General features: G+C 64.4%; 22 protein-coding genes. 13 read left to right on the top strand and 9 right to left on the bottom strand.

Going from position 1 to position 25447, the window contains the following annotated elements; translation table 11 throughout:
- Positions 1-37: 37 nt before the first annotated feature.
- A complete protein-coding gene (locus tag H0I86_RS01425) occupies positions 38-295 on the top strand; it encodes a hypothetical protein (RefSeq protein WP_180923614.1) in 258 nt (85 codons plus the stop codon).
- Between the two features lie 81 nt (positions 296-376).
- Here the strand turns inward: H0I86_RS01425 and betT are convergent, their stop codons facing one another.
- Together betT and epsC are read right to left on the bottom strand one after the other, a co-directional pair.
- A complete protein-coding gene (gene betT, locus H0I86_RS01420) occupies positions 377-2341 on the bottom strand; it encodes a choline transporter BetT (protein WP_180925776.1) in 1965 nt (654 codons plus the stop codon).
- A 405-nt stretch (positions 2342-2746) separates the two neighbouring features.
- The gene (gene epsC / locus H0I86_RS01415) at positions 2747-3673 is read right to left on the bottom strand and encodes a serine O-acetyltransferase EpsC (RefSeq protein WP_009046442.1); all 927 of its coding nucleotides are present in this window, start codon (positions 3671-3673) and stop codon (positions 2747-2749) included.
- 191 nt (positions 3674-3864) lie between these two features.
- On the opposite strand from epsC, the gene H0I86_RS01410 reads away from it, so the two are divergent.
- The 11 genes from H0I86_RS01410 (at position 3865) to H0I86_RS01360 (ending at position 15259) form a co-directional block, all read left to right on the top strand.
- Complete coding sequence (locus H0I86_RS01410) at positions 3865-4860, top strand: D-cysteine desulfhydrase (protein ID WP_180923612.1); 996 nt, start codon at positions 3865-3867, stop codon at positions 4858-4860.
- A 335-nt stretch (positions 4861-5195) separates the two neighbouring features.
- On the top strand, positions 5196-5993 hold the full coding sequence (gene tcyJ, locus H0I86_RS01405) for a cystine ABC transporter substrate-binding protein (protein ID WP_124318703.1): 798 nt from the start codon (positions 5196-5198) through the stop codon (positions 5991-5993).
- 50 nt (positions 5994-6043) lie between these two features.
- On the top strand, positions 6044-6709 hold the full coding sequence (tcyL, locus tag H0I86_RS01400) for a cystine ABC transporter permease (protein WP_085533779.1): 666 nt from the start codon (positions 6044-6046) through the stop codon (positions 6707-6709).
- Between the two features lie 4 nt (positions 6710-6713).
- A complete protein-coding gene (gene tcyN / locus H0I86_RS01395; protein WP_180923611.1) occupies positions 6714-7475 on the top strand; it encodes an L-cystine ABC transporter ATP-binding protein TcyN in 762 nt (253 codons plus the stop codon).
- Between the two features lie 395 nt (positions 7476-7870).
- Positions 7871-9112: an SfnB family sulfur acquisition oxidoreductase gene (locus H0I86_RS01390; RefSeq protein ID WP_180923609.1), complete on the top strand. Its 1242-nt coding sequence runs from the start codon at positions 7871-7873 to the stop codon at positions 9110-9112.
- A gap of 24 nt (positions 9113-9136) precedes the next feature.
- Positions 9137-10342: an SfnB family sulfur acquisition oxidoreductase gene (locus H0I86_RS01385; RefSeq protein ID WP_180923607.1), complete on the top strand. Its 1206-nt coding sequence runs from the start codon at positions 9137-9139 to the stop codon at positions 10340-10342.
- Positions 10342-11697: an LLM class flavin-dependent oxidoreductase gene (locus H0I86_RS01380; protein ID WP_124298254.1), complete on the top strand. Its 1356-nt coding sequence runs from the start codon at positions 10342-10344 to the stop codon at positions 11695-11697. The genes H0I86_RS01385 and H0I86_RS01380 overlap by 1 nt, the downstream gene beginning before the upstream one ends.
- Positions 11698-11842: 145 nt before the next feature.
- Positions 11843-12652: a MetQ/NlpA family ABC transporter substrate-binding protein gene (locus tag H0I86_RS01375; protein WP_180923605.1), complete on the top strand. Its 810-nt coding sequence runs from the start codon at positions 11843-11845 to the stop codon at positions 12650-12652.
- A 1-nt stretch (position 12653) separates the two neighbouring features.
- The gene (locus H0I86_RS01370) at positions 12654-13802 is read left to right on the top strand and encodes a methionine ABC transporter ATP-binding protein (protein ID WP_180923603.1); all 1149 of its coding nucleotides are present in this window, start codon (positions 12654-12656) and stop codon (positions 13800-13802) included.
- Positions 13792-14436 (top strand): methionine ABC transporter permease, encoded by a 645-nt coding sequence (locus H0I86_RS01365; protein ID WP_180923602.1) that lies wholly within the window; start codon positions 13792-13794, stop codon positions 14434-14436. Before H0I86_RS01370 ends, H0I86_RS01365 begins: the two co-directional genes overlap by 11 nt.
- 196 nt (positions 14437-14632) lie before the next feature.
- The gene (locus H0I86_RS01360) at positions 14633-15259 is read left to right on the top strand and encodes a class I SAM-dependent methyltransferase (protein ID WP_180923600.1); all 627 of its coding nucleotides are present in this window, start codon (positions 14633-14635) and stop codon (positions 15257-15259) included.
- 138 nt (positions 15260-15397) lie between these two features.
- Here the strand turns inward: H0I86_RS01360 and H0I86_RS01355 are convergent, their stop codons facing one another.
- The 3 genes from H0I86_RS01355 to H0I86_RS01345 are packed head-to-tail and all read right to left on the bottom strand — an operon-like array spanning position 15398 to position 20621.
- Positions 15398-18463, bottom strand: a complete 3066-nt coding sequence (locus H0I86_RS01355; RefSeq protein ID WP_180923598.1) for an efflux RND transporter permease subunit — start codon at positions 18461-18463, stop codon at positions 15398-15400.
- The gene (locus tag H0I86_RS01350; protein WP_180923596.1) at positions 18460-19530 is read right to left on the bottom strand and encodes an efflux RND transporter periplasmic adaptor subunit; all 1071 of its coding nucleotides are present in this window, start codon (positions 19528-19530) and stop codon (positions 18460-18462) included. The genes H0I86_RS01355 and H0I86_RS01350 overlap by 4 nt, the downstream gene beginning before the upstream one ends.
- Positions 19527-20621, bottom strand: coding sequence for an efflux RND transporter periplasmic adaptor subunit (locus tag H0I86_RS01345; RefSeq protein WP_180923594.1), 1095 nt, complete (start codon positions 20619-20621; stop codon positions 19527-19529). Before H0I86_RS01345 ends, H0I86_RS01350 begins: the two co-directional genes overlap by 4 nt.
- 248 nt (positions 20622-20869) lie before the next feature.
- Here H0I86_RS01345 and H0I86_RS01340 point away from each other — a divergent pair, with 248 nt between their 5' ends.
- Positions 20870-22066, top strand: a complete 1197-nt coding sequence (locus tag H0I86_RS01340) for an AAA family ATPase (protein WP_180923593.1) — start codon at positions 20870-20872, stop codon at positions 22064-22066.
- Positions 22067-22212: 146 nt separating this feature from the next.
- Here the strand turns inward: H0I86_RS01340 and H0I86_RS01335 are convergent, their stop codons facing one another.
- The 4 genes from H0I86_RS01335 to H0I86_RS01320 are packed head-to-tail and all read right to left on the bottom strand — an operon-like array spanning position 22213 to position 25175.
- A complete protein-coding gene (locus H0I86_RS01335) occupies positions 22213-23094 on the bottom strand; it encodes a transporter substrate-binding domain-containing protein (protein WP_180923591.1) in 882 nt (293 codons plus the stop codon).
- Positions 23091-23873 (bottom strand): amino acid ABC transporter ATP-binding protein, encoded by a 783-nt coding sequence (locus H0I86_RS01330; RefSeq protein ID WP_180923589.1) that lies wholly within the window; start codon positions 23871-23873, stop codon positions 23091-23093. The genes H0I86_RS01335 and H0I86_RS01330 overlap by 4 nt, the downstream gene beginning before the upstream one ends.
- Complete coding sequence (locus H0I86_RS01325) at positions 23870-24529, bottom strand: amino acid ABC transporter permease (protein WP_180923587.1); 660 nt, start codon at positions 24527-24529, stop codon at positions 23870-23872. Before H0I86_RS01325 ends, H0I86_RS01330 begins: the two co-directional genes overlap by 4 nt.
- On the bottom strand, positions 24510-25175 hold the full coding sequence (locus H0I86_RS01320) for an amino acid ABC transporter permease (protein WP_009046424.1): 666 nt from the start codon (positions 25173-25175) through the stop codon (positions 24510-24512). Before H0I86_RS01320 ends, H0I86_RS01325 begins: the two co-directional genes overlap by 20 nt.
- Positions 25176-25447 lie beyond the last annotated feature (272 nt).

The raw sequence follows: 25447 nt of genomic DNA, 5'->3' as shown, positions 1-25447 counted from the left end.
TAGGCCAACCCCGAATCCCGCCCGCGAGGACTTCATCATGCACACCGCGATCATCACCTCCTTCGGCCTGGTCCTCCTGGCGCTGATGCTGTTCATCGGCGAAAAGATCGGCCTCGGCCGCCAGACCCTGGCCTACAGTTTTGTCGTGCTGTGGCTGGCGCTGACGTTGATCAACGGCGCAGTGGGGATGGTCCATGCCGGCCAGTCCCTGAGCACGGAGCTGGCGGTCGGCAGTGTGGTATTCGGCGTGCCGGTGGCGGCGCTGGTGTTGTTCACGGTGCTGAGCCAGGGCTGAAATGACAGCGGGCAAGCCTCGCTCCCGATTCCCTTCAAGAGCGAGGCTTGCCCGCGATAGCGCTTTGCGGTCTTCCCCCGATCAACGCACCAGGTGCAGGAACTGCATATGCCGTTCGTACTGGTCGAGGATGTCGTTGATGATCTGCTCCTTGCTGTAGCCCATCAGGTCGTAGTCCTGGCTACCCTCGGCCAGGTGCACCTCGGCCCGGTAGTAACGCCGGTTGCGCATCTCCTTGGGCCCCATGCCGCCACGGGCGAAGGACGGCGTGAAGTAGCCGCGCATCTGTACCTGATAGACAAACGGATGCTGGTCGCCATGGCCGATTTCCAGGCTGACGTTGTCGTTGGCCGGGTCCGGCTGGGTGATCACGTTCAGGCCTTTCTCGACGAACACCGCGGTCACTTCTTCAATGGCCGGGCGCACCGTCTGGTCGAGGAAGCGATACACCTCGTCGCGTGATGGGAAATGCACCGCCTGGCTCAGGCGCTGGCGCCAGCCGCCCTTGCCGCGACGCGAGGTCGACGACACCGGTGCCAGCGAATGTAACTGGGCGATCTGCTTCTGCGATTCGAGGTAGAAGGCCTTATGCAGCCCCCACATCATCAGCAGCAGGATCATCGAGAACGGCAGCGAGGTCAGCACCACCGCCGACTTCAGCGAGTCGATGCTGCCGGCGAACAGCAGCGCGCTGGTGACCAGCGCGGTCATCGCGCCCCAGAACACCCGCAGCCATTTCGGCCCGTCTTCGTCGGCATTGCCGCCCTTGGCCGACAGGGTCGAGAGCACCACGGTGCCGGAGTCGGCCGAAGTGACGAAGAACACGAAGCTGATGAACACCGTCACGGCGATGACGGTCTTGCTCCAGGGGTAGGTTTCCAGCAGCAGGTAGAGAGTCATCGAGGGGTTCTCGATGGCCGACATGCCCAGCGCGCTCATGCCGTGGTTGAGCACCTGGTCGATGGCACTGTTACCGAAGATCGACATCCAGGCCAGGGTGAAGCCCAGGGGAATCAGCAGTACGCCGAACACGAATTCGCGGATGGTCCGGCCACGGGAAATCCGCGCGATGAACAGGCCCACGAACGGCGACCATGCGATCCACCAGGCCCAGTAGAAGACCGTCCAGCCGCCCAGCCAGTCGCTCGGCTCGTCATAGGCGTAGAGGTCGAAACTCTTCATCGGCAAGGCGCCGAGGTAATCGCCGAGGTTCTGGATCAGGGTGTTGAGCAGGTGCTGGGTGGGGCCGGCGAACAACACGAACAGCAGCAGCGCGCAGGCCAGCAGCATGTTGATGTCGGACATCACCCGCACGCCCTTGTCGACACCGGACACCGCGACAATGATCGCCGCGCCCATCATCAAAGTGATCAGGCCCACCTGGACCCACTGGGTGTGGGCGATGCCGAACAGGTAGTCCAGGCCGGAGTTGAGGTGCAGCACGCCAAAGCCCATGTCGGCGCCGAGGCCGAACACCGTGGCGATGATGCCGAAGCCATCCACCGCGTAGCCGATGGGGCCGTTGATGCGCTTGCCGATCAGCGGGTACAGCGCCGAACGCAGGGCCAGCGGCAGGTTATGCCGGTAGGCGAAATACGCCAGGGCCATGCCGACGAAGGCGAACACGCCCCAGCCGTGCAGGCCCCAGTGCAGGAAGAGAATCTGCATCGCCTGGCGCGCCGCGTCCGCGGTCCCGGCCTCTCCCTGGGGCGGTTGCAGCATATGGGTCAAAGGTTCCGAGACGCAGAAGAAAAACAGCGTGATGCTGATCCCCGCGGCGAACAGCATGCCGGCCCAGGACAGGTAACTGAATTCGGGTTCGTCGTGGTCGGCACCGAGCTTGATCTTGCCGTAGCCGGACAAGGCGGTGACCACCACGAAGATCAGGTACAGGGTCATGGCCAGCATGTAGTACCAGCCGACCGTATTGGCCGCCCAGTTTTGCGCGGCCAGCAACCAGGCGCCGGCTTGTTCCGGCAGGGCAATGACCACCAGGCCGAAGGCCAGGATAAAGCTCGCGGCGAAGTAGAACACCGGCGGATTCATGCGGATCAGGCCGCTGGCGGGAATGGACGATGCACTCATGAAACGTGCACCTCGAGGGGGTAAAACGTGGCTGAAAAGATCGGACTCAGCAAAGGTAAGCCTCCTGTTGTGAGCGGGCAGCGAGCTGCCGGTTTAACTTGAACAAGCGTTCAAGTTAAACACGGATAGGTGCGCAAGGACTAATCGCCGGGCTCGGCGGTCGCCTGATTTCGCAGGTTTTAAGAAAGGTCTGATGTGTCGCGGAGGGAATCGTTCAGCACTAAATAAGCGAATGGCCATCAGGTATGTGAGCCGCTGAAAAGCTTCGCGGGCAATCGAGCGTCGACCGGCCGCTCCTACAGAAGCACGAGGTCTTCTGTAGGAGCGAGGATTGCCCGCGAAAAAACGAACAGGTGCAGCAGACTCTTACTTCTGCGACCCATCGTCATGCTGCAGGTTGGCCTGGGTCAGGTTGCATCCGGCCGGCACGCTGCGGGTCAGCCAGACGTTGCCGCCGATGGTCGAGCCCTTGCCGATGGTGATGCGCCCGAGGATGGTCGCGCCGGCGTAGATCACCACGTCGTCTTCGACTATCGGGTGGCGCGGATGGCCCTTCTGCAACTGGCCGTCCTCGTCCGCCGGGAAGCGCTTGGCGCCCAGGGTCACGGCCTGGTAGATGCGCACGCGCTCGCCGATAATCGCGGTTTCGCCGATCACCACACCGGTGCCGTGGTCGATGAAGAAACTGCGGCCGATCTGCGCACCCGGGTGAATGTCGATGCCGGTGGCCGAGTGGGCGATTTCCGCGCTGATCCGCGCCAGCAGCGGCAGGCCGGCGCGATACAGATGGTGGGCCAGGCGATGGTGGATCACCGCCAGGATGCCGGGGTAGCACAGCAGCACTTCATCGACGCTGCGCGCCGCCGGGTCGCCGTGATAGGCGGCCAGCACATCGGTATCGAGCAGCACCCGCAGGCCCGGCAGGGCCAGGGCGAAGTCCTGGATGATACGGATGGCCCTGGCGTTGACGTCGTCGTCCGACTCGCCGCTCTGGCGCGCGGCGTAACGCAGCTCCAGGCGAGCCTGGGCGAGCAACGAATTGAGGGCCGCGTCCAGGGTATGGCCGACGTAGAAATCCTCGCTTTCCTCGCGCAGGTCCACCGGGCCCAGGCGCATCGGGAACAGGGCGCCGCACAGTGCTTCGAGAATCTCGGCCATGGCCGCGCGCGACGGCAGTTCCCGACCGCCCTGCTCACCGCTGACCCGCCCGTTGCGGGTACGCCACTGGTCGCGGGCATCACGCAGTTGACCGACGATGGTCTGCAATTGCCAATGGCTGGAACGCTCGCTCACGATAGGACTCCTCACTCAGGCGGCCGGACTGTCTGGCCGCGTAAACGACGCCACTTTACGGTATGCGCCCCAGGCCAAATTAAGAACTAATTGTGCTGGCCTAAGCACCTTTTGGCATAAGCGATTGACGGTTGCCCCGGCAAATATCGCTGCCTATAGTCCCTGACACCTCTGACAACCCGTGCGGCCTCATGATCAAACGACAGCTCGACCGTTTTAACCGTCTCGACCTGCTGGGCGGCGCCACCGCCCTGGAAAAACTCGAACGCCTGTCCACCTGGCTGGGCCGCGATATCTACGTCAAGCGCGACGACACCACGCCGCTGGCCATGGGCGGCAACAAGCTGCGCAAACTCGAATACCTGGCCGCCGATGCGCTGGCCCAGGGCGCGGACACCCTGATCACCGCGGGCGCCATCCAGTCCAACCACGTGCGCCAGACCGCGGCCCTGGCCGCCAAGCTCGGCCTGGGTTGCGTCGCCCTGCTGGAAAACCCCATCGGCACCGACGACGGCAATTACCTGGGCAACGGCAACCGCCTGCTGCTCGACCTGTTCGACGCCAAGGTCGAACTGGTGGACAACCTGGACAACGCCGACGAGCAGTTGCAGGCCCTGGCCGAACGCCTGCGCAGCAGCGGCAAGCAGCCGTACCTGGTGCCGATTGGCGGCTCCAACGCCCTCGGCGCGCTGGGTTACGTGCGCGCCGGCCTGGAGCTGGCGGAGCAGATCCACAACACCGGGCTCGACTTCGCCGCCGTGGTCCTGGCCTCGGGCAGCGCCGGTACCCAAAGCGGCCTGGCCCTGGCCTTGAGCGAAGTGTTGCCGCAACTGCCGGTGATCGGCGTCACCGTGTCGCGCACCGACGAAGCGCAGCGGCCGAAGGTCCAGGGCCTGGCCGAACGCACCGCCGATTTGCTCGGGGTGGCGCTGCCGGACAGCTTCAAGGTGGAGTTGTGGGACGAATATTTCGCCCCGCGTTATGGCGAACCGAACGCCGGCACCCTGGCCGCGGTGAAGCTGCTGGCGAGCCAGGAAGGCCTGCTGCTGGACCCGGTCTACACCGGCAAGGCCATGGCCGGCCTGCTCGACGGCATCGGTCGCCAGCGCTTCGACGACGGCCCGATCATCTTCCTGCATACCGGCGGCGCGCCGGCGCTGTTCGCTTATGCCGGATCGTTTGCCTGAACACTGACCTGTAGCCGCTGCCGCAGGCTGCGATGGTCCGGGCCACGCTGGTCACAGGACCTTCTGCGATATCAAGATCCTGCGCCCCCTTCGGGGTCGATCGCAGCCTGCGGTAGCGGCTACAAAGATTGAGAATCTTTATATTTATAAAAAGAATAACAATGTGAATTTATATTATTTTTACATCTATAAGCAGCCACTTATAGTCGCGCCGCAGGCGAATTTGCCGCGAGACGCATACGCTGCATTTAGTGCAGGATAAGGCGCTCGTTCCCGCTCACCGATTGACCTGCATTTCCCAACCGCATCTTCATAAGAAAACACAGGGGCTTGTCATGATTTTTTCCGCACTACGTCGAAATATCCTCGTTGGCTCGCTGGGTCTGGCACTGGGTGCCGGGTTGCTGGGGCAGGCGGTTGCCGGTGAGCAACTGCAAAAGATCAAGGACGCCGGCACCATCAACGTCGGCCTGGAAGGCACTTATCCACCGTTCAGCTACGTCGACGAAAGCGGCAAGCTGGCCGGCTTCGAAGTGGAGTTCTCCGAAGCCCTGGCGCAGAAGCTGGGCGTGAAGGTCAAGCTGCAGCCGACCAAATGGGACGGCATCCTCGCCGCCCTGGAGTCCAAGCGCCTGGACGCGGTGATCAACCAGGTGACCATCTCGGATGAGCGCAAGAAGAAATACGACTTCTCCACCCCCTACACCGTTTCCGGCATCCAGGCCCTGACCCAGAAGAAGAACGAAGGCAAGTTCAAGACCGCCGCCGACCTGGCCGGGCACAAGGTCGGTGTCGGCCTGGGCACCAACTACGAACAATGGCTCAAGGACAACGTGCCCAAAGCCATCATCAAGACCTACGACGATGATCCGACCAAGTACCAGGACCTGCGCGTAGGCCGTATCGACGCGATCCTGGTGGACCGCCTGGCCGCCTTCGAGCTGATCAAGAAAACCAACGACACCCTGGCCGTTTCCGGAGAACCCTTCTCCCGCCAGGAAGCCGGCGTGGCCCTGCGCAAAGGCGAACCCGAGCTGCTGGCCGCGGTGAACAAGGCCATCGAGGAACTGCGCGCCGACGGCACGCTGAAGAAGCTCTCGGAAAAATACTTCAACGCTGACGTCACTCAATAATGGAAGCAGGTTTTCAGTTCGAACTGTATTTCCCGCAGTTGAGCCAGCAAATCGCCGAAACCACCCAGCTGTTGCTGAACTCCGCGCCCTTCCTGCTCAAGGGCGCGTATTTCACGATCATCCTCAGCCTCGGCGGTATGTTCTTCGGATTGGCGCTGGGGTTCGCCCTGGCGCTGATGCGCCTGTCGCGCTTCAAGCTGCTGAGCTGGATCGCCCGCGTCTATGTGTCGTTCTTTCGCGGCACGCCGTTGCTGGTGCAACTGTTCGTGATCTATTACGGCCTGCCGCAGCTGGGTATCGAGCTTGACCCGCTGCCGGCGGCGCTGATCGGCTTCTCGTTGAACATGGCGGCCTATGCCTGCGAGATCCTGCGCGCGGCCATCGGCTCCATCGAGCGCGGGCAGTGGGAAGCGGCGGCCAGCATCGGCATGACCCGGGCCCAGACTCTGCGCCGGGCGATCCTGCCGCAAGCCATGCGCACGGCCCTGCCGCCCCTGGGCAACAGCTTTATCTCGCTGGTCAAGGACACCGCCCTGGCCGCCACCATCCAGGTCCCGGAACTGTTCCGCCAGGCGCAGCTGATCACCGCCCGGACCTTCGAAGTCTTCACCATGTATCTTGCCGCCGCGCTGATCTACTGGGTTCTGGCCAGCGTGCTGGCGCACTTGCAGAACCGACTGGAAGAGCGGGTCAATCGGCACGACCAGGAGTCCTGAACCCATGATTGTGGTTGAAAAACTGACGAAGCAGTTCAAGGGTCAGACCGTCCTCAATGGCATCGACCTGACAGTGGCGGAAGGCGAAGTGGTCGCCATCATCGGCCCCAGCGGCTCGGGCAAGACCACCTTTTTGCGCTGTCTGAATTTTCTCGAAGAACCTACCAGCGGCCGGATCAAGGTCGGCAACATCGAGATCGATGGCAGCCGGCCGCTGACCCAGCAGCAGGGCCTGGTGCGGCAACTGCGCCAGCAGGTGGGTTTCGTGTTCCAGAGCTTCAACCTGTTCCCCCATCGCACCGCGCTGGAAAACGTCATCGAAGGGCCGCTGGTGGTGAAGAAGACGCCCCGCGAGCAAGCCGTGGCCCTGGGTCGCGGGCTGCTGGCCAAGGTCGGCCTGGCGGGCAAGGAAGACGCCTACCCTCGGCGCCTCTCCGGCGGCCAGCAACAGCGCGTGGCGATTGCCCGGGCGCTGGCGATGGAGCCGGAGGTGATCCTGTTCGACGAACCGACCTCGGCCCTCGACCCGGAGCTGGTGGGCGAAGTGCTGGCGACCATCCGCGGCCTGGCCGAGGAGAAGCGCACCATGGTCATCGTCACCCACGAAATGGGTTTCGCCCGCGACGTGGCCAACCGGGTGATCTTCTTCGATAAGGGTGTGATCGTCGAACAGGGCGAGGCCAAGGCGCTGTTCGCCAACCCCAAGGAAGAACGCACCCGGCAATTCCTCAGCAAGTTCCTCACCTCGAGCCACCCCCAGGCCTGACCTGTGCCTCGCTGCCGAGCCCGCCAAGGGCTGGGCGGCAGACGCAACCCCATCACCGCGTTCCGCCCGACAAATCCCATGCCCCGGTTTTACGACGGCTACGCCGCCGCGCGCAGGCTGCACCAGCGGCTACAGGCCTCAGATCTATCTCCCATTACCCTTCGCACTTTCCTACCTGCCGTATACGTAAACCCCTTCTATACATATTCCTAAAAGTTAGTTTATTTAATTTTTATACGCTCATAGGGTATATGCACCGGACCACCGGACATTCTTGAACCCGATTTCGCCGCCACCGCGCGGCACTTCCAAAGATGTGAGGTAGGTATGGTCCGGAACACAATCACCCCAGTGCAAATCGCCAGGGCATTGCGTGCAGCCAAGGAGTGGCACTGATGTCCAATCTGGCCGATGCAAATGTCCAGAGCGATCTGGATGTCGCCCCCCTGTTGTTGCCCGCACGGGTTCTGCTGAACGACGCAGAAGCCCTTCAAGCCGCCCATGAACTGGCCACCGTCGCCCGCCAGCAGGCAGCCCGACGCGACCAGCAGCGCAAGCTGCCATGGGCGGAAATCGAACACTTTACCCGCAGTGGCCTGGGCAGTATTGCCATCCCCCGTGAATACGGCGGCCCGCAGGTTTCCTTCGTCACCCTGGCGGAAGTCTTCGCGATCATTTCCGCGGCCGACCCGGCCCTGGGACAGATCCCGCAGAACCAGTTCGGCATTCTCAACCTGATCCTCGGCAGCGCCACCGAACGGCAGAAAAAGCAGCTGTTCCAGAGCGTGCTGGAAGGCTGGCGCATCGGTAACGCCGGCCCGGAGCGCGGGACCAAAAACACCCTGGAACTCAAGGCGCGGATCACCGCCGACGGCGACGGTTACCGGCTCAATGGCCAGAAGTTCTATTCCACCGGCGCCCTGTTCGCGCACTGGGTGGCGGTCAAGGCGCTGAACGACGACGGCAAGCAGGTGTTGGCCTTCGTCCGGCGCGGCACGCCGGGGCTGCGCATCGTCGACGACTGGTCGGGCTTCGGCCAGCGCACCACCGCCAGCGGCACCATTTTGCTCAACAACGTGCGGGTCGATGCCGACCTGGTGGTGGACAACTGGCGAATCAACGAATCGCCGAATATCCAGGGCGCCGTGTCGCAACTGATCCAGGCAGCCATCGACGCCGGCATCGCCCGCGCGGCCATCGACGACGCCATCGGCTTCGTGCGGGAACGCTCGCGGCCGTGGGTCGACGCCAACGTCGAACGGGCCAGCGACGACCTGTATGTGATCGCCGACATCGGCAAGCTGAAAATCGAACTGCACGCCGCCGAAGCCCTGCTGCGCAAGGCCGGCCAGGTGCTGGACCAGGTCAATGCCGCGCCGATCAGCGCCGAGTCCGCCGCTCGCGCCTCGATCGCCGTGGCCGAAGCCAAGGTGCTGACCACCGAGATCTCCCTGCTGGCCAGCGAAAAGCTCTTCGAGCTGGCCGGCAGCCGCGCCACCCTCGCCGAATTCAACCTCGACCGGCACTGGCGCAATGCCCGGGTCCACACCCTGCACGATCCGGTGCGCTGGAAATACCACGCCGTCGGCACCTACCACCTGAACGGCACCCTGCCGGCTCGCCATTCCTGGATTTAAGCGACCAGATCTCTGGAGAAGTACATGACTCTTTCTCAACACGTCGCGGTCATAACCAGCGATGAGCAAGCCCTGATCGTCGCCAGCGGCCTGGCCGAAGATTTCAAGCGCGACAGCGCCCTGCGCGACCGCGAACGCCGCCTGCCCCACCCCGAACTCGAAGCCTTTTCTCGCTCCGGCCTGTGGGGCATCAGCGTGCCCAGGGAATACGGCGGCGCCGGCGTATCCAACGTCACCCTGGCCAAGGTCATCGCCCTGATCGCCCAGGCCGACGGCTCCCTGGGGCAGATCCCGCAGAACCATTTCTACGCCCTCGAAGTGCTGCGGGTGAACGGCAGCGAGGCACAGAAAAAACGCCTGTACGCCGAGGTCCTGGCCGGCCAGCGCTTCGGCAATGCCCTGGCCGAGCTGGGCACCAGGACCGCCCACGACCGCACCACCCGCCTGACCCGTGACGTGCAGCCAGGACGCGACGGCTATCGCATCAACGGTCGCAAGTTCTACGCCACCGGCGCCATCTACGCCCAGCGCATCCCCACTTCGGTGGTGGATGAACACGGCGTGCAGCAACTGGCCTTCGTCCCGGCGGACAGCCAGGGCCTGAACGTGATCGACGACTGGAGCGGCTTCGGCCAGCGCACCACCGGCAGCGGCTCGGTGGTGTTCGAGGAGGTGTTCGTCGCCGCCGAGGACGTGATTCCCTTTCAGAGCGCCTTTGAACGCCCGACCACCGTCGGCCCGCTGGCGCAGATTCTCCATGCCGCCATCGACACCGGTATCGCCCGCGCCGCTTATGAAGACGCCCTGCATTTCGTGCGCACCAAGACCCGGCCGTGGATCGATTCCGGCAACGACAAGGCCACCGAAGACCCGCTGACCCTCAAGAGCTTCGGCCACTTGAGCATTCGCCTGCACGCCACCGAGGCGCTGCTGGAGCGCTCCGGGGAGTTCCTCGACGCGGCCCAGGCCGAGCCCAACGCCGAGACCGTGGCCGCCGCCTCCATCGCGGTCGCCGAGGCCCGCGCCATCAGCACCGAAATCTCCCTGGCCGCCGGCAGCACCCTGTTCGAACTGGCCGGCAGCCAGGCGACCCTGGCCGAACATGGCCTGGACCGTCACTGGCGCAACGCCCGGGTGCATACCCTGCACGACCCGGTGCGCTGGAAGTACCACGCGGTGGGCAACTACTACCTCAACCAGACGAACCCGCCACTGCGGGGGACCATCTGATGGGCGCGAAGAAAAAGATCCTGCTCAATGCCTTCAACATGAACTGCATCGGGCATATCAACCATGGCCTGTGGACCCATCCACGGGACACCTCGACCCAGTACAAGACCCTCGAATACTGGACCGAACTGGCGCAGCTGCTGGAGCGTGGACTGTTCGACGGGTTGTTCATCGCCGACATCGTCGGGGTCTACGACGTCTACCAGAACTCGGTGGACGTGACGCTCAAGGAGTCGATCCAGCTGCCGGTCAACGACCCGCTGCTGCTGGTTTCGGCCATGGCCGCGGTGACCCGCAACCTCGGTTTCGGCCTCACCGCCAACCTCACCTACGAGCCGCCGTATCTGTTCGCCCGGCGCATGTCCACGCTGGACCACCTGAGCCGTGGCCGGGTCGGCTGGAACATCGTCACCGGCTACCTCGACAGCGCCGCCAAGGCCATGGGCCTGAGCGAACAGGCCGAGCATGACCGGCGCTACGACCAGGCCGACGAATACCTGCAAGTGCTCTACAAGCTCTGGGAAGGCAGTTGGGAAAACGACGCGGTGATCAACGACCGCGAACAGCGGATCTATGCCCGGCCGGAGAAAGTGCACAAGGTCGAGCACAAGGGCGAGTTCTATCAGGTCGAGGGCTATCACCTGTGCGAGCCGTCGCCACAGCGCACGCCGGTGCTGTTCCAGGCCGGCAGTTCGGATCGCGGCCTGCTGTTCGCCGGGCGCCACGCCGAGTGCGTGTTCATCAGCGGGCAGAACAAGCCCTCGACCAAGGCCCAGGTGGACAAGGTCCGCGCCAGCGCCGTGGCTGCCGGGCGCAATCCCGAGGACATCAAGGTGTTCATGGGGCTCAACGTGATAGTCGCCGAGACCGAGGAACTGGCGTGGAAGAAGCACGCGGAGTACCGCAGCCATGCCAGCGCCGAAGCCGGGGTGGCGCATTTCTCGGCGTCCACCGCCATCGACTTTTCCCAGTACGAGATCGACGAACCGATCCAGTACGTGAAGAGCAACGCCATCCAGTCGGCCACCCGGAACCTGCAGAACAACGACTGGACCCGGCGCAAGCTGCTCGACCAGCACGCCCTCGGCGGGCGCTACATCACCGTGGTCGGCTCGCCGCAACAGGTGGCCGACGACCTCGAATCCTGGATCGCCGAAACCGGCCTCGACGGCTTCAACCTGACCCGCATCGTCACCCCGGAAAGTTATGTCGACTTCATCGACCTGGTGATCCCCGAGCTGCAACGCCGCGGCTCGTACAAGACCGCCTACGACAACGGCACCCTGCGCGAAAAGCTGTTCCAGCGCGAGGCGCAATTGCCGGAGCAACACAGCGGATCCACCTATCGCCACTAACCCTGTAGCCGCTGCCGCAGGCTGCGATCGGCCTCGAAGAGGACGTGCTCTTGAGATCGTTGGAAGGCCCTTCGGGCCTTATCGCAGCCTGCGACAGCGGCTACAGGTCACCTGAATATCTAACGCACTGACTGGAACCAAGACCATGAAAAGCAAACGCCTCAGCCACCCAGTCAAAGCACTGGCCCTCGCCCTCGGACTGTTCGGCAGCGCGGTATTCGCCGCCGACGCGCCGCTGAAAGTCGGCACCACCGCCGCCTTCGCCATTCCCCTGGAGGCCGCCGTCGAAGAGGCCGGCAAACAGGGCCTGAAAGTCGAACTGGTGGAGTTCAGCGACTGGATCGCGCCGAACGTCAGCCTGGCCGCCGGCGATATCGACGTGAACTACTTCCAGCACATCCCGTTCCTGGAAAACGCCAAGGCCGCCGCCGGTTTCGACCTGGTGCCGTTCGCCCCGGGGGTCATCAACAACGTCGGCCTGTACTCGAAGAAATACAAAAGCTTCGACGAGCTGCCCGAAGGCGCCACGGTGGCCATCGCCAACGACCCGATCAACAGCGGTCGCGGCTTGCAACTGCTGGCCAAGGCCGGCCTGATCAGCCTCAAGCCGGGCGTCGGCTACAAGGCCACCGAGGACGACATAGTCGCCAACCCGAAGAAACTGAAGATCCTCCAGGTCGAGGCCGTGCAACTGGTACGCGCCTATGACGACGCCGACCTGGTGCAGGGCTACCCGGCCTATATCCGCCTGGCCAAGACCTTCGATGCCGGTTCGGCGCTGCTGTTCGACGGCCTCGACCACAAGGAATATGTGATCCAGTTCGTGATCCAGCCCAAGAGCAAGACCGACCCGCGGCTGATCAAGTTCGTCGACATCTACCAGCATTCGCCGGTTGTGCGCGCCGCCCTGGATAAAGCCCACGGCAAGCTCTACCAAGCCGGCTGGGAAGGTTGAGATGAGCGTCGCCTATCTCCCGCACAAGACGGCCACGCAGCCGCCCGAACAGCCGCAAAACGCACAGCAGGCCGAACTGCACCCGGAGCTGAACCGGGCCCATGTGCGCTTCATCGGCCTGACCAAGACCTACCAGGGCCAGCAAGGCCCGGTGCAGGCCCTGCACGGTATCGACCTGGCGATCCAGCGCGGCGAAGTGTTCGGCATCATCGGCCGCAGCGGCGCCGGCAAGTCGTCGCTGATCCGCACCATCAACCGCCTGGAACAGCCGTCGGGCGGCCGGGTGCTGATCGATCAGGTGGACATCGGCGACTTCGACGAAGATCGCCTGGTGGAGCTGCGCCGGCGCATCGGCATGATCTTCCAGCACTTCAACCTGATGTCGGCCAAGACCGTGTGGCAGAACGTCGAGCTGCCGCTGAAGGTGGCCGGCGTGCCCAAGGAACAGCGCGAGCGCAAGGTGCGCGAACTGCTGGAACTGGTGGGTCTGAAGGACAAGCACAAAGCCTACCCGGCGCAACTCTCGGGCGGGCAGAAACAGCGGGTGGGCATCGCCCGGGCTCTGGTCCACGACCCGGCGATCCTGCTGTGCGACGAGGCCACCTCGGCGCTGGACCCGGAAACCACCCAGTCGATCCTCGGCCTGCTCAAACAGATCAACCAGCGCCTGGGCCTGACCATCATCCTGATCACCCACGAGATGGCGGTGATCCGCGATATCTGCGATCGGGTGGTGGTGCTCGAGCACGGGCATATCGTCGAGCAGGGGCCGGTCTGGGAAGTGTTCGGCAACCCGCAGCACGAGGTCAGCAAGACCCTGCTGGCGCCCTTGCAGCACGGCTTGCCGGAGGAGCTGCAAAACCGCCTGCAAGCCCAGCCGACGTCTTCGGACGCGGCGGTGGTATTGCGCGTGCAGTTCACCGGCAGGACCAGCGACGAGCCGGACCTGGCCGCGCTGTTCAGCACCCTGGGCGGACGCGTACGGCTGCTGCACGGCGGCGTGGAACGGATCCAGGGGCATGCCCTGGGGCAACTGCTGCTGGCGGTCAGCGGCTCGTCCCTGGACGCCGAGGAACAACGCCTGCGCGCGCAGCACTTTTTGCACAAGCAATGGACACAACAGGTAGAGGTGCTGGGTTATGTGGTTTGATCGCTTGCTCCAGGGCGTTATCGATACCTTCCTGATGGTCGGCGTGTCGTCGCTGATCGCCTTGCTCGCGGGCATTCCGCTGGCGGTGATCCTGGTCACCAGCGGCAAGGGCGGGATCTACGAAGCGCCCAGGCTGAACAGCGTGCTGGGGGCCTTCGTCAACCTGTTCCGCTCGATCCCGTTCCTGATCCTGATGGTGGCGCTGATCCCCTTCACCCGGCTGATCGTCGGCACCACCTACGGTGTCTGGGCAGCGGTGGTGCCACTGACCATCGCCGCCACGCCGTTCTTCGCGCGGATCGCCGAGGTCAGCCTGCGCGAAGTCGACCACGGCCTGATCGAAGCCGCCCAGGCCATGGGCTGCCGGCGCTGGCACATCGTCCGGCATGTGCTGTTGCCGGAGGCGCTGCCGGGCATCGTCGGCGGCTTCACCATCACCCTGGTGACCATGATCAACTCCTCGGCCATGGCCGGGGCCATCGGCGCCGGCGGCCTGGGGGACATCGCCTATCGCTACGGTTACCAGCGTTTCGACAGCCAGATCATGCTCACGGTGATCGTGCTGCTGGTGATCCTCGTCGCGGCGATCCAGCTCGGCGGCGACCGCCTGGCGCGGGTGCTCAACAAACGTTGAGAAACGCCACCTTCGTTGTGACGAATAACCTGTAGCCGCTGCCGCAGGCTGCGATAAGGCCCGAAGGGCCTTCGGCGCTCTCAAGAGCACGGCCGCTTCGCAGCCGATCGCAGCCTTCGGCAGCGGCTACAGGGAACCAGTGCGCCAGACATGGGGTATATTCGGACCATTCCCCCCTTTCTCTGCGTAGCCCGCCATGAAACTCGCCCCCACCGACCTCGACCAGATCACCTCCACCACCCTGGGTCACTACAACCAGGTGGCCGAAGATTTCCGCGAAGGCACCCGCGACCACGATGTCAGCCAGAACATCGACGCACTGTTGCGGCATATCCAGGGCACGGCGCCCTTCACCCTGCTGGACTTCGGCTGCGGCCCCGGGCGCGACCTGCGGACCTTCACCCGCCTCGGTCATGTCGCCATCGGCCTCGACGGCTCCGAGCGTTTTGCCCAGATGGCCCGCGACGACAGCGGTTGCGAGGTCTGGCAGCAGGACTTCCTCAAGCTCGACCTGCCCGCCGAACGCTTCGACGGCATCTTCGCCAATGCCGTGCTGTTCCATATCCCCTCGCAGGAGCTGCCACGGGTGCTGCGCCAGCTGCATGCCACGCTGAAACCCCGCGGCGTGCTGTTCAGCTCCAACCCGCGCGGCGACAACCGCGAAGGCTGGAACGGCGCGCGTTATGGCGCCTACCACGACCTGGCGGCGTGGCAGCGCTTACTGACGGCGGCGGGGTTTGTCGAGCTGGAGCATTACTACCGACCCGCCGGTTTGCCGCGGGAACAGCAGCCGTGGCTGGCGAGTGTGTGGCGCAAGGTTTGAGCGGTTTGCCAGATAGACCGTAGCGCCTGGATCGCGGGCAAGAACTAGGCGTCCCCCCTGCTCCTACAGAAGACTATGTATACATCTGTAGGAGCGAGGCTTGCCCGGCAACGGCGTTCTGTCAGACGGATATCTGTCTCAGGCCGCCTCTTTCTTCGGCTCCTTGATCTTGTACCAGGCCACATACAGCGCCGGCAGGAACAGCAGCGTCAGCAGGGTGGCGACGATGATGCCGCCGATCATGGCGTAGGCCATCGGCCCCCAGAACACTTCCCGGGCGATGGGGATCATGCCCAGGCTGGCCGCCGCAGCGGTTAGCAGGATCGGCCGGCGACGGTGCTCGGTGGCTTGCACCACCGCATCCCAGGATGAATGACCGGCTCGCTCGAATTCGTCGATCTGGGTCACCAGGATCACCGAGTTGCGGATGATGATGCCGATCAGCGCGAGAATCCCGAGGATCGCCACAAAGCCCATGGGCGTGCCCGTCGGCACCAGCGCCAGGACCACGCCGATCAGCCCCAGGGGCGCGACGCTGGCCACCAGGAACAGCTTCTGCACGCTGTGCAGCTGGATCATCAGGAAGGTCGCCATGAGGAACAGCATCAACGGCACCACCTTGGCGATCGGCCCCTGGGCCTTGCCGCTCTCCTCCACCGTACCGCCGGTAGCCACCGAATAACCGACCGGCAGGCTGGCGGCGAACTTGTCGATATCCGGCTTGAGCAGCCTGACCAGGTCGGTCGGCTGGATTTCGTCACGCACCGAGGCCTTGATGGTGATGGTCGGTTTGCGGTCGCGCCGCCAGACCAGCGGCTGCTCCAGTTCGTAGCGCACCGTGGCGAAGGCCAGCAGCGGAATCGAGGTGCCGTTGGGGTTGACGATCTGCAGGTTCTGCAGGGTTTCCGGGGAACCGCGCTCGCTGTCGTCGGCCCGGCCGACCACGTTGATCAGGTAGATGTCGTCATGCACCTGGGTCACGGTGGAGCCGCTGACGATGCTGTTCATCAACTGCGCCACGTCCTCCGAAGACAACCCCAGCTGGCGGGCCTTGTCCTGAGCGATGTCGATGCGCAGGACTTTGCCCGGCTCGTTCCAGTCGTAGATGGTCTCGCCGATGTGCGAGTTCTTGTCCAGTTCGGTGGCCAGCTCGATGGCGTGCTTGCGCACCTGGTCGATGTCCTTGCCGCTGACCCGGTACTGGATCGGCCGCCCCACCGGCGGGCCCATTTCCAGGGCCTGGACGTAGCTGCCGATGCCGACGAAGTCGTCGCGCAGGCGTTTTTTCAGACGCTCGGTCAACGCCGTGCGCGACTCCAGGCCCTTGCTGACGATCACCAGCTGCGCGTAGTAGGGGTTCTGCAGTTGCTGGTCCAGCGGCAGGTAGAAACGAATCGCGCCTTCGCCGATATAGGTGCTCCAGCGCACGATGTCCGGATCGTCCTTGAGGGTCGCCTCCAGGCGATCCACCGCCATGCGGGTCTCGGCGATCGAGGCGTTCTGCGGCAGGTTGAGGTCGACGAGAATCTCCGGCCGGTCCGAGGACGGGAAGAACTGGTTCTGCACGAAGCGCATGCCGACCACCGACAGCACGAACACCAGGACGGTGATGCCGATGGCCCACCAGCGGTTGCGCATGGCCCACAGCAGGCCACCGTTGAAGGCGCGGCCGATGCGGCCCGGCTCCTCGGAATGGGGCTTCACATTGGTGCTGAGGATATGCACGCCGATCACCGGGGCGAACAGCACGGCGACTATCCACGACACCAGCATGGCCACGGCGATCACCGCGAACAGGGTGAAGGTGTACTCGCCGGCGGAGCTGGCGTTGAGGCCGATGGGCACGAAGCCGGCGACCGTCACCAGGGTCCCGGTGAGCATCGGGAAGGCCGTGGAGGTGTAGGCGAAGGTCGCCGCCTGCTCCTTGGTCTCGCCCATCTCCAGGCGCGTGACCATCATCTCCACGGTGATCATCGCGTCGTCCACCAACAGCCCCAGGGCGATGATCAATGCACCGAGGGAAATCCGCTGCATGGTGATGCCGCTGTATTCCATGAAGACGAAGACCATCGCCAGCACCAGCGGAATCGAGCACGCCACCACCAGCCCGGCGCGCATGCCCAGGCTGACGAAACTCACCACCAGCACGATCACCACCGCCTCGAACAGCGCGCTGGTAAAGCCGCCGACGGCTTTTTCCACCACCTCGGCCTGGTCCGACACCGTGTGTACGCCTACGCCCACCGGCAGCTCGGCGGTGAGCTGGTCCATCTTGGCGTGCAGGGCCTTGCCGAAGTCCTGGATGTTGCCGCCCTTCTTCATGGCGATCGCCAGGCCGATGGCCGGCTGGCCGTTGTAGCGAAACTGCGGCGTCGAAGGGTCGACGTAGCCGCGGCTGATCTCGGCGATATCCGCCAGGCGATAGAAGCGTTCGTTGAGGCGCAGGTTGACCGTGGCCAGGTCTTTCTCCGAGGCGAACTGCCCCGAGGTGCGCACGGAAATCCGCTCCGGCCCGGCTTCGATGACCCCGGCCGGGGTCACCGCATTCTGCGCTTGCAGGCTCTGCAGGACCTGGCGCTGGTCGATGCCCAGCGCCGCCAGCTTGCGCGTGGAGAAGTTCAGGTAGATGACTTCGTCCTGCTCGCCGACCATTTCCACCTTGCCCAGGTTCGGCACCTCGCGGACCTCGGCGCGCACCTGCTCCACGTAATCGCGCAACTGGCGCATGCTCAGGCCGTCGGCGGTAAAGGCGTAGACCGAGCCGAACACGTCACCGAACTCGTCGTTGAATCCCGGCCCTTGCAGGCCCTGGGGGAAGTCGCCGCGAATGTCGTTGATCTTCTTGCGCACCTGATACCAGATCTCGGGAATGTCCTTGCCGCTGGTGGTGTCGCGCAGGTAGACGAACACCGTCGACTCGCCGGGGCGGGTGTAGCTTTTCACGTAGTCGAGGGAGTCCAGCTCTTCGAGTTTTTTCTCGATGCGGTCGGTGACCTGCTTGAGGGTTTCCTCCTGGGTCGCGCCCGGCCAGCGGGTCTGGATGACCATGGTCTTGATGGTGAAGGACGGGTCTTCCTCGCGCCCCAGGTTCATGTAGGAGAACACGCCCATCAGCAGGGCGACGAACATCAGGTACCAGACGAACGACTGATGCTTGATGGCCCACTCGGATAAATTGAAGCTTCCTTTTGTGGCCGGCGTCATCGTGGGCTGTCCTCGTCGATTTTGACTTTCTGCCCCGGTTTGAGGCTGTTCACGCCGGCGCTCACCACCCGCTCGCCGATCTTGATCCCGCTGCCGATCAACGCCGAATCATGGTCGCGACTGAGCACCGTGACCTCCCGCGGCGCCACGGTCCGTGCCTGCGGGTCGACGATCCAGACCCGGGTCTGGCCGTCCACCTCCTGCAGGGCCGACAGCGGCACCTCGGTGCGCGGGACGATGGCGGAGCTGAGGGTCACGCTGATGGCCGTGCCGAGGCGGAAGGCTTCGGGGGTTTCGGTCAGGGTCAGGCGCGAGCGCCGGGTGCGGGTGGCGCTCTGCGCCTGGGGTTCGATTTCACGCACGATGGCGGTGGTGTTGATGCTCGGGTCCAGCTGCGAGGCGACCTTGAACACCACGTCGGCCGGCAACTGGTCCACCAGGGATGCCGGCAGGTCGATCACCGCTTCCTTGATGTCCGGACGGGCCAGGGTCACCACCTGCTGGCCGGCGCTGACCACCTGGCCGGCCTCGGCGCTCCAGGCGGTGACCACGCCGCCGTGATCGGTGCGCAGCTCGCTGTAGGCGAGCTGATCACGGGCCTGGCGGACCGCGGCCCTGGCCTGCTCCAGGGAGGCGCGGGTGGTCTTCAGGTCGGTCTGGGCGATGTCCAGTTGCGCCTGGGCGCCGACGCCGCGGTCGAACAGCTGCTGCTGGCGCCGGGCGTTGGCCTGGGCATTGATCCATTGCGCCTCGACCCGGGCCAGGTCGCCCTGGGCGGAACGCAACTGGTTCTGCTGATCGGTGGGGTCGAGGGTGGCGAGCAAGGCGCCCTTGCCCACCTCGGCACCGACGTCGACATTGCGATTGGCGATGCGCCCCGGCACCCGGAAACCGAGGTTGGTTTCATAGCGGGCCTGGATGCTGCCGGCGAACCGCCCGAGGCTTTCCTCGGACTCGGCGCGCACCTCGAACGACAGCACCGGGCGCACCGGCTCGGGCGCCGGTTCTTCCTTGGAACAGGCGCCCAGCGTCAGGCCGGCGCACAACAGCAGGGACAGGCGCTTCATGGCTGGGCTCCTTGGGCGCCGGTCTCGGGAACGATCTCGACGAGCATTCCCGGGTGCAGCAACTGGCCGCCGGCGATCACCACTTTTTCGCCGCCCTTGAGGCCGTCGCTGATGATCACCTTGCCGGTCTGGTAGCGCCCCACCGTGACGCTGTGCAGGCTGGTCTTGCCGTCCTCGCCCACCAGCCACACGGCCGGTTCGTTGAGGTTCTTGGTCAGCGCCGCCCAGGGCAGCTCGACACTGGCCTGGCCGGCCGCGTGGACGCTGGCGCTGACCACCGAGCCCAGGTCCATGCCCGCCGGCAGGCCGTCGAGGGCCACCTTGACCTGCACCGTGCCGCTCTGCGCCGACACCACCGGGGTGACTTCACGCACCTTGCCGGTGGTCTTGATGTTCGGGTTGTCCAGCAGGCTGACGGTGATCGCGCCTTCCTTCGGCGGGGCCACCAGCAGCGACTCGTAGACGTTGAACACGGCGTCACGCTCGCCGTCGCGGGCCAGGCTGTAAATCGGCACCGTGGCCTGCACCACCTGGCCGACCTCGGCCTGGCGCGCGGTGATCACCCCTGGCGCGTCGGCGATCAGCGCGGTGTAGCTCAGTTGCTCGCGGGCGTTGGCCAACTGCGCCTGGGCCGCGCTCAAGGCGCTCTGGCTACTGCGCAGCGCCGCCTGGGCGGCATCGTATTCGCTCTGGCTGGTGTAGCCCTTGGGCAGGAGTTTCTGCTGGCGGACGAAGGCCGCGCTGGTCTGCTTGACCCGCGCCTGCTCGGCGAACACCGAGGCGGCGGCGGAATCGACATTGGTCTGCAGGTCTTTCGGATCGAGCCGGGCCAGTACCTGCCTGGCCGTGACCCGGTCGCCGACATCCACCAGGCGCTGGATGATCTTGCCGCCGACGCGGAACGACAACTCGGTCTGCACCCGCGCCTGCACATCGCCGGTGAGGGTCACTTGCGCGGCGAAATCGCGAGGCTGCACGTGCTGCACGCGCACCCGCGGCCGCTCTTTTTCGGTCGGTTTCTCCGCACCACAACCGCTCAGTAGTGCCGCCAGCGTCAAACCCACTATCCACTTCGATTCGAGACCAGCCATGCAGGCTCCTTCGCGCGATGCAATCGTACAGGTGACGATACGACTGTGAGCTTAGAACAGGGTTCAACCGCTGCACACAGGGACCAGGATAAATGCGCACGCCCCGGAAAATCAGGATAAAACCACGGGTTGCGAGGGATTTGGCGCGAGTCCAAATGAGCCAAACGGCCGGCGTCCGGTGGTTTTCGATAAAGCCCGAACCCGGAGAAATCAGGCACACTGCGCCTTCATGCACAAGGAGTCCCGGGATGCTCAAGACCCTGGCAGTGGCCAATTACCGTTCGATCAACAAACTGGTGATTCCGCTGGAGCGGCTGAACCTGATCACCGGTCCCAACGGCAGCGGCAAGTCCAACCTGTACAAGGCCCTGCGCCTGCTGGCGGAAACCGCCCAGGGCGGGGTGGTCAACGCGCTGGCCAGCGAAGGCGGCCTGGAATCGACCTTCTGGGCCGGGCCGGAACAGATCAGCCGGCGCATGAGCCGTGGCGAAGTGGCGATCCAGGGCGGCCCCCGGAAAACCGTCAAGCGCTTGCAGCTGGGCTTTACCGGCGAGGACTTCGGTTATTCGATCGGACTGGGGCTGCCGGACTCCAGCGGCCATTTCATGCTGCCCGGGCATAGCGTGCCAATTCCGTCGCGCTTCACCCTCGACCCGCGGATCAAGCGCGAGAGCATCTGGAGCGGGCCGATGTATCGCCCGGCCAGCGTGTTGGTGGATCGCCAAGGCCCCATGGTGCGGGCCCGCCAGGGGCGGCAGTGGGAAGTGCTGGCGCAGCACACCTCCAGCGGCGACAGCCTGTTCGACCAGGTCGGCAACCTGCGTTCGTCGCCCGAAGTCCTGCATTTGCGCGAGCAGATTCGTGGCTGGCGTTTCTACGATCACTTGCGCACCGACAGCCAGGCCCCCGCGCGCCGGCCGCAGCTGGGCACCCGCACGCCGGTGCTGCACCACGACGGCCGCGACCTGGCGGCGGCGTTGCAGACCATCATCGAAGTGGGCGATCAGCAGGCGCTGCGCGAGACCATCAGCGACGCCTTTCCCGGGTCGCGGCTGGAGATCGATGCGGTGCCGGGCGGGCTGTTCGGCGTGCAGTTCCATCAGGACGGTTTGCTGCGGCCGCTGTCGGCGGCGGAGCTGTCGGACGGCACCCTGCGTTACCTGCTGCTGGTCGCCGCCCTGCTGACGCCACGGCCACCGACGCTGATGGTGCTCAACGAACCGGAAACCAGCCTGCACCCGGACCTGCTGCCGGCCTTGGCGCGCCTGATCATCCGGGCTTCGCGGCAGTGCCAGGTGTGGGTAGTGTCCCATGCCAGCCGGCTGATCGCGGCGTTGCAGCAGGACCCGCAATGCAACGCCATCGTGCTGGAGAAGCATTTCGGCCAGACCGAAATCGTCGGCCAGGGCATGCTCGACGAGCCGGCGTGGTATTGGCCGGATTGAGCGCAAAGGACCTGTAGCCGCTGCCGAAGGCTGCGATAGGGCCGCAGGCCCTCCTGCGTCAGTAGGATCGCCACGACCGTTCTCCGAACGCGGCCCGGGTCGATCGCAGCCTGCGGCAACGGCTACAGGGGCTCAGGCGCAGACTGTCACCCCTGCCACTTGCCGCCTTCGACAATCACGCTTTCCGGCTTGGTGTCGTCGCTCAGTTCCTTGCGCACGTACTGGTCGTAGAGCTTGAGCAGGTACTTGTCCTCGCCCAGCTTGGCCAGTTCGGCGTTGACCCAGTCACGCAGTTCGATATTGCCCTTCTTCACCGCCGGCGCGATCGGCGCCTGTTCCCCCAGGGTCTGCGGCAGTACGCGGTAGCCCGGGTTTTGCTTGGACCAACTGAACAGGATCAGGTTGTCCTGGGCATAGGCATCGCCGCGGCCGTTGGCCAGGGCTTGCAGGGACTCGGAGTTCTTCTCGAACTTCAGCAGTTTCCAGTCCGGGTGGTTCTTGGTCAGCCAGATATCGGCGGTGGTGCCGGTGGTGACGATGGTGGTGCGACTCGCCAGGTCATCCAGGTTCTTCACTTCGCTGCCGTTAGGCACCAGGGCCTGCACCGCGACCTTGAGGTTGGGGTTGGTGAACTCCACCGCTTCCTTGCGCTCCGGGGTGACGGTCATGTTGGCCAGGATCAGGTCGACCTTGTCGCTCTGCAGGAACGGAATGCGGCTGGCCGGCTCCACCGCGACGAATTCCACCTTGTTCTCGTCGCCCAGCAGGTCCTTGGCGAATTGCCGCCCGATATCGGTATCGAAGCCCACGTAACGGTCGGTCTCGTCGACGAAACCGAACGGCGGCTTGTCGGTGAATACGCCGACGATCAGCTTGTCGCGGGCCTTGATCTTGTCCAGGTAACCGGCCGCCGGGGCAGCGCTGGCGCTGGCCGCGGGCTTGGGCGCCTCGGTGGTTTTATCGCAGCCGGCCAGCAAGGCAAGGCCGAACAGCGGGAGTATCAGTAGCGAAGACTTGGCAGTTTTCATAAGAGCTCCAGTTCCTTTGTAGGTGCTTTTTTTGGCAATGCTTCAACGAAGGAGAATTTCTCCAGGAACTGCTGCGCTCGTGCGGTCCGCGGGTTCGTAAAGAAGGTCTCGGGAGGGTGCTGTTCGAGGATGCGCCCGGCATCCATGAACACGATGCGGTCGGCCACCGCGCGGGCGAAGGCCATTTCGTGGGTGACGATCAGCAGGGTCATGCCGTCCCGGGCCAGGCCCTGGATCACTTGCAGCACTTCCTTGACCATCTCCGGGTCCAGCGCCGCGGTGACCTCGTCGAACAGCATCACCTGCGGGTTCATGCACAACGAACGGACGATGGCGATACGTTGCTGCTGGCCGCCGGAGAGCTGGCGCGGGAAGGCATCGCGCTTGTCCAGAAGGCCCACCCGTTCCAGCAGCGCCTCGGCCTGGGCGCGGGCTTCGCGACGGTCGCGTTTCTGTACCCTGAGCGGGCCGAGCAGGAGGTTGTCGAGCACGCTCATGTGCGGGAACAGGTGGTAACTCTGGAACACCATGCCGATGTCCTGGCGCACCTGGCGCCAGTCGGTGGCCTTGTCCAGCAGCTCGCGGCCGGCGAATCTCAGGTGGCCGCCGTGGGCCTTTTCCAGGCCGTTGAGGCAGCGCAGCAAGGTGGACTTGCCGCAGCCGCTGGGGCCGAGAATCACCACCACCTCGCCCTGGGCGACCTTGAGGTCGATGTCCTTGAGCACCTGCTGCTCGCCGAAAAACTTGTTGAAACCCTGGAACTCGATCAGTGCGCTCATGCTTGCGTCCAGCGCCGCTCCAGCACGCGCGAGGCGGCCGACAGCGGGTAGCAGATAAAGAAGAAAAACAGGAACAGGGCGCCGTAGATCAGCACCGACTCGTAGGTGCGCTCGATGATCTGCTGGCCGACCTTGATCACGTCCACCACGCCGATCAGCACCGCCAGCGAGCTGGTCTTGATGATCCGCGTGTAGACGTTGATGGTCGGCGGCGTCATGCGCTTCAGCGCCTGGGGTAGCAGCACGTAGCCGTACAGCTGCGGGTCGGACAGGCCGATCGACAGCCCTGCCTCGCGCTGGCCACGGGGCAGCGAATGCAGGGCGCCGCGCACCACCTCGCCGACTTCGCTGGCGCCCCACAGCGACAGCACCAGCACCGCGCAGGTGAAGCTGGGAATGCTGATGCCGAAGAAGATCGGGAAACCGAAGAACAGCAGGTACAGCCAGACCAGCACCGGGATCGCCCGGAACAGCTCCAGGTAGATGCGCAGCACGGCGTTCAACCATTTGTGGTCGAGGGTCCGCAGCACGCCGTAGAGCACGCCGCCGACGGTGCTGAAGGCGATGCTCAGCAGGGAAATCGACAAGGTCTGCGCGGCGCCCTTGCCCAGTTGCGGCAAGGACACCCAGAGCAGTTCAAGACCCGAACTGGCCATGCTGCAACCTCCTTTCCAGACGGCTGAGCAACAGCGATAGCGGCAAGAACAGCAACACGCAGATCAGCGTGAGCACGGCGAGCATTTCGTAGGTCTTGTAGTAGAGGGCGATGTAGCTCTTGGTGGTGTAGAGAATCTCCGGCACCGCCACCGCCGAGACCACGGTGGTCTCCTTGAGCAGGAAGATGAAATTGGCGAACAGCGACGGCAGGCTGAGGATCCCGGCTTGCGGCAGGATCACATGGCGCAGCAGCTGCCAGTGCGACAGGCCGATGGAGCGGCCCGACTCCAGCTGGGCCGTCGGCACCGCTTCGACGCCGGCGCGCAGCACCTCGGTGAGGTAGGCGCCGCCGAGAAAGGTCATGGTGATGATCGCCGCGGCGAACCCGGAAATCTTCAATCCCAGCGCCGGCAGGGCGAAGTAGACGAAGAACAGCTGGATCAGCAGCGGAGTGTTGCGCGCCAGCTCCACGTACAGCCCGATCAGGCGCTGCAGGTAGGGGGTGCGGAACACCAGGATCGTAGCGTTGATCAGGGCCACCAGCAGGGAGGTGGCGATGGCGATCAGGCCGACCTGCAAGGTCACGCCCACGGCCTTGAGGAAGGCCGGCAACGTACTGAGGATAAAGGCGTAGTCGAGGGTCATGGCAATCCTGGACGCCACTGGGGTACAGCGGCGGTGGTGCAGTCCATTGGGCGGTGGGTGAACCACCCGGCAGGCGTCGACTTTAAAGCTATAAAAACAATAATTTAAATACCGTTAAAGCATATTGATATCACCCAAAAAACTAACCTGCGGGGTTTGCCATACGGGCCTGAGCCGGCTACTTTTCCGACGCCGTAAGGGATCTTTCTGATCCCAAGGAACGGCACCCGACTTCAACGGGCCAGAAACGTACAAGGACGATAAGAACAATG

This window comes from Pseudomonas chlororaphis subsp. aurantiaca (assembly GCF_013466605.1).
Classification (GTDB): Bacteria; Pseudomonadota; Gammaproteobacteria; order Pseudomonadales; family Pseudomonadaceae; genus Aquipseudomonas; species Aquipseudomonas chlororaphis_I.
The sequence above is the reverse complement of the archived record's forward strand: the minus strand, read 5'-3'. Positions and strand labels throughout refer to the sequence as shown.

Coding starts and splice junctions, on each gene's coding strand:
- H0I86_RS01425 (WP_180923614.1), top strand. CDS start 38: ATGCACACCGCGATCATCACCTCCTTCGGCCTGGTCCTCCTGGCGCTG.
- betT (WP_180925776.1), bottom strand. CDS start 2,341: ATGAATCCGCCGGTGTTCTACTTCGCCGCGAGCTTTATCCTGGCCTTC.
- H0I86_RS01410 (WP_180923612.1), top strand. CDS start 3,865: ATGATCAAACGACAGCTCGACCGTTTTAACCGTCTCGACCTGCTGGGC.
- tcyJ (WP_124318703.1), top strand. CDS start 5,196: ATGATTTTTTCCGCACTACGTCGAAATATCCTCGTTGGCTCGCTGGGT.
- tcyN (WP_180923611.1), top strand. CDS start 6,714: ATGATTGTGGTTGAAAAACTGACGAAGCAGTTCAAGGGTCAGACCGTC.
- H0I86_RS01390 (WP_180923609.1), top strand. CDS start 7,871: ATGTCCAATCTGGCCGATGCAAATGTCCAGAGCGATCTGGATGTCGCC.
- H0I86_RS01385 (WP_180923607.1), top strand. CDS start 9,137: ATGACTCTTTCTCAACACGTCGCGGTCATAACCAGCGATGAGCAAGCC.
- H0I86_RS01380 (WP_124298254.1), top strand. CDS start 10,342: ATGGGCGCGAAGAAAAAGATCCTGCTCAATGCCTTCAACATGAACTGC.
- H0I86_RS01375 (WP_180923605.1), top strand. CDS start 11,843: ATGAAAAGCAAACGCCTCAGCCACCCAGTCAAAGCACTGGCCCTCGCC.
- H0I86_RS01370 (WP_180923603.1), top strand. CDS start 12,654: ATGAGCGTCGCCTATCTCCCGCACAAGACGGCCACGCAGCCGCCCGAA.
- H0I86_RS01365 (WP_180923602.1), top strand. CDS start 13,792: ATGTGGTTTGATCGCTTGCTCCAGGGCGTTATCGATACCTTCCTGATG.
- H0I86_RS01360 (WP_180923600.1), top strand. CDS start 14,633: ATGAAACTCGCCCCCACCGACCTCGACCAGATCACCTCCACCACCCTG.
- H0I86_RS01355 (WP_180923598.1), bottom strand. CDS start 18,463: ATGACGCCGGCCACAAAAGGAAGCTTCAATTTATCCGAGTGGGCCATC.
- H0I86_RS01350 (WP_180923596.1), bottom strand. CDS start 19,530: ATGAAGCGCCTGTCCCTGCTGTTGTGCGCCGGCCTGACGCTGGGCGCC.
- H0I86_RS01345 (WP_180923594.1), bottom strand. CDS start 20,621: ATGGCTGGTCTCGAATCGAAGTGGATAGTGGGTTTGACGCTGGCGGCA.
- H0I86_RS01340 (WP_180923593.1), top strand. CDS start 20,870: ATGCTCAAGACCCTGGCAGTGGCCAATTACCGTTCGATCAACAAACTG.
- H0I86_RS01335 (WP_180923591.1), bottom strand. CDS start 23,094: ATGAAAACTGCCAAGTCTTCGCTACTGATACTCCCGCTGTTCGGCCTT.
- H0I86_RS01330 (WP_180923589.1), bottom strand. CDS start 23,873: ATGAGCGCACTGATCGAGTTCCAGGGTTTCAACAAGTTTTTCGGCGAG.
- H0I86_RS01325 (WP_180923587.1), bottom strand. CDS start 24,529: ATGGCCAGTTCGGGTCTTGAACTGCTCTGGGTGTCCTTGCCGCAACTG.
- H0I86_RS01320 (WP_009046424.1), bottom strand. CDS start 25,175: ATGACCCTCGACTACGCCTTTATCCTCAGTACGTTGCCGGCCTTCCTC.